Source organism: Burkholderia sp. KCJ3K979, from assembly GCF_016759955.1.
Classification (GTDB): Bacteria; Pseudomonadota; Gammaproteobacteria; order Burkholderiales; family Burkholderiaceae; genus Burkholderia; species Burkholderia orbicola.
The window spans coordinates 1-3160 of sequence record NZ_JACFYV010000369.1; the positions used below are offsets into that span (position 1 = coordinate 1).

A 3160-nucleotide genomic window follows, 5' to 3' on the forward strand; every position below is an offset into this window, starting at 1 on the left:
AGCACGGCAACCGTGCGTTTTGTACTCAGTCACGGGCTCCAACACCCAAGCGCGGGGCAAACTGCACGGTCTCGTCTGGCTACCACCAGACTTTACCGTACTGGTCAGTACTGAACATACAAGCGCGTGCTGGCTCGGTGTCGGCGGCGCGCATTGTACCGGGCCAGCCGCGCCGATTTTGGCTACTCTAACGACATATTCCGCAACCGAACGGCCTCGTGCCCGGCCTCCAAGTCATGACTGCATCCACTTCCAAGCGCGCGCTGCAAACCCGCATCGTTCAACCCGACGACGTCATTCCGGAGGGCTTCCGCTCGTTCGTGCCGCCGGTCGCGCGCGCGTCGACGGTCGTGTTCCCCGATCTCGCGACGATGCGCGCGCTGGTCTGGCACGACGACAACCAGTGGCGCTACGGGCTGCACGCGACGCCGACGTCGCTCGCGCTCGCGCAGCGGCTCGCGGAGATCGAGGGCGGCACGCACGCGCTGCTGCAGCCGTCGGGTCTCGCGGCGATCATGAACGTCTACTTCGGGATCGTGAAAGCGGGCGACGACGTGCTGGTTCCGCATAACGTATACGGCCCGAACGCCGATTTCGGCAACTGGCTCGCGAACGATTTCGGCATTACCGTGCGTTTTTACGATCCGTTGATCGGCGCCGGCATCGCCGAGCTGATCCAGCCGAACACGCGGCTGATCTGGCTCGAGGCGCCCGGCTCGGTGACGATGGAAGTGCCCGACGTGCAGGCGATCACGGCGGCCGCGAAGGCGCGCGGCATCGTCACCGCGATCGACAACACCTTTTCGGCGGGGCTCGCGTTCAAGCCGTTCGAGCACGGCGTGGACATTTCGGTGCAGGCGCTGACCAAGTATCAGTCGGGCGGTAGCGACGTGCTGATGGGCGCGACGATCACCGCGAACGCGGACCTGCACGCGAAGCTGAAGCTCGCGCGGATGCGCTGCGGGATCGGCGTGTCGGTCGACGATTGCTCGCTCGTGCTGCGCAGCCTGCCGAGCATGCAGGTGCGCTTCGATGCGCACAGCAAGAGCGCGCTCGCGCTCGCGCAATGGCTGAAGGCGCGGCCGGAGATTGCCGCGGTGCTGCATCCGCAGGTCGCCGACTGCCCGGGGCACGCGTCGTTCATGCGCGATTTCAAGGGTGCGGGCGGGCTTTTCTCGGTGGTGTTCGACGAACGCTACAGCGCGGAGCAGGTCGACCGTTTCGTCGAGTCGCTCGAACTGTTCGCGATCGGCTGGAGCTGGGGCGGCGCGTGCAGCCTCGCGATGCCGTACGACGTCGCGTCGATGCGTCCGGACTGGCCGCATCGCGGCACGCTGGTGCGTTTCTACGTGGGCCTGGAAGACGAAGCCGATCTGCGCGCGGACATCGAGCGCGCGATGCAGGCCGCACTCGGCTGATCGCGGGCCGGCAATGTCCGGCACAAAAACGAAACGCCGGCGCGATGTGATATCGCGCCGGCGTTTTTCATTGACGGTGCCGCGGGATCAGAACAGTCGCAGCAGCCCGTCGAGGCCGACATGGTCGAACGCGACGGTGGCCGCATCGCGCACGACGGGCTTCGCGTGGAACGCGACCGACAGCCCGGCTTCGGCCATCATCTTCAGGTCGTTCGAGCCGTCGCCCATCGCGATCGCACGGCGCGGCTCGAGGCCGAGCGACGCGCAGGTCTCGCGCAGCAGGCGCGCCTTCACGTCGGCGTTGACGATTTCGCCGAGCACCTTGCCGGTGAGCTTGCCGTCGACGATCTCGAGCGTGTTCGCATGCGCATAGTCGAGGCCGAGGCGGGCTTTCAGCCGCTCGGTGAAGAACGTGAAGCCGCCCGACACGAGCAGCGTCTTCATGCCGGCAGCCTTCACGCCCGCCAGCATCGTCTCGGCGCCCGGCGACAGTTGCAGCCGTTCTTCGTACACGCGCTCGAGCGCGTGCGCGTCGAGCCCGGCCAGCAGCGCGACGCGGCGCGTCAGGCTTTCGTTGAAATCGCGGATCTCGCCGCGCATCGACGCTTCGGTGATCTCCGCGACCTGCGTTTTCAATCCGCAGAAATCGGCGATCTCGTCGATGCACTCGATCGTGATCAGCGTCGAATCCATGTCCATCACCGCGAGCCCGAAATCGCCGAGCGTGAGGCCGGCCTCGACGAAGCCGAAATCGAGCGCATGCGTGCCGCAGTATGCGTCGATGTCGAGGCGCTGCGCCGGGCTCGCGTTTTCGATGCGCAGCGCGTGATCGTCGGTCTGCACGACGCGGGTGCCGCGCGACAGCGCGAGCAGCGGTTTGTGATGGGCGTCCGACAGCGGCGCAAGACTCTGGATGACGAGATTGTGGGTCATGACGAGTGGTTGGGAGGCGAATGAATGACGTGCGCGGCCCGCGGGCGGCCGCCTGCGAACGCGGGCCCCGTGCGGCTGCGGGCCGTTGCGTCGCGAACGCGCCATTGTAGCCGGTTGGCCGCGCAGGGCGGCCGGCGCCGGCGCGAAACCGGGCGCGGGGCGGTAGTGGTCAGCCGTTTGCACGATCCCAGTACGGCGGATCGCCGAAGTGCTCGGCCAGGAACGCAATGAACGCGAGCGTTTTCAGCGGCACGTGCGCGCGGCTCGGATAGACGGCCCAGATCGCGACGTCGTCCGCGAACGGATAGTCGTCGAGCACGCTGACGAGCGCGCCGCTCGCGAGCAGCGGGCCGACGTCCCAGGTCGACTTGATCGCGATCCCGAAGCCGTCGACGAGCGCTTCGCGGATCGCCTCGCCGTTGCTCGCGACGAGCCGGCCGCCGACTCGCACCGTGAGCGGGCCCTGCGGCGTCGCGAACGACCAGTCGCGCTGGTCGCCGAGGATCACGCATTCGTGCTGCGTCAAGTCGGCCGGATGGCGCGGCGTGCCGCGTTCGGCGAGATAGGCGGGCGAGCAGCACAGCACGCGGCGGTTGGTGGCGAGCTTGCGGGCGACGAGCGTCGAATCCTTCAGCGCGCCGAGCCGGATCGCGACGTCGTAGCCGTCGTCGACCAGATCGACGATCTCGTCGGACAGCCGCAGATCGAGCGACACGGACGGGTAGCGGCGCAGGAACGCCGGAATCACCGGCGCGACGTGCTGGCGGCCGAACGACGACGACATCGACACCTTCAGCCGCCCGTACGGC

The 3160-nt window shown here is 67.6% G+C and carries 3 protein-coding genes; 1 reads left to right on the top strand and 2 read right to left on the bottom strand.

What is annotated here, in order from left to right; all coding sequences use genetic code 11:
* Positions 1–236 precede the first annotated feature (236 nt).
* Positions 237–1418 (top strand): cystathionine beta-lyase, encoded by a 1182-nt coding sequence (locus H3O04_RS34695; protein ID WP_105797709.1) that lies wholly within the window; start codon positions 237–239, stop codon positions 1416–1418.
* A gap of 87 nt (positions 1419–1505) precedes the next feature.
* On the opposite strand, the gene serB is transcribed toward H3O04_RS34695, so the two are convergent.
* A complete protein-coding gene (serB, locus tag H3O04_RS34700; protein ID WP_006475922.1) occupies positions 1506–2351 on the bottom strand; it encodes a phosphoserine phosphatase SerB in 846 nt (281 codons plus the stop codon).
* A gap of 169 nt (positions 2352–2520) precedes the next feature.
* On the bottom strand, positions 2521–3160 hold a 640-nt coding region (locus tag H3O04_RS34705), incomplete at its 5' end, for a substrate binding domain-containing protein (RefSeq protein WP_202589449.1).

What these genes read in the sequence shown, in the direction of transcription:
- H3O04_RS34695 (WP_105797709.1), top strand. Translation starts at nt 237, where the DNA reads ATGACTGCATCCACTTCCAAGCGCGCGCTGCAAACCCGCATCGTTCAA.
- serB (WP_006475922.1), bottom strand. Translation starts at nt 2,351, where the DNA reads ATGACCCACAATCTCGTCATCCAGAGTCTTGCGCCGCTGTCGGACGCC.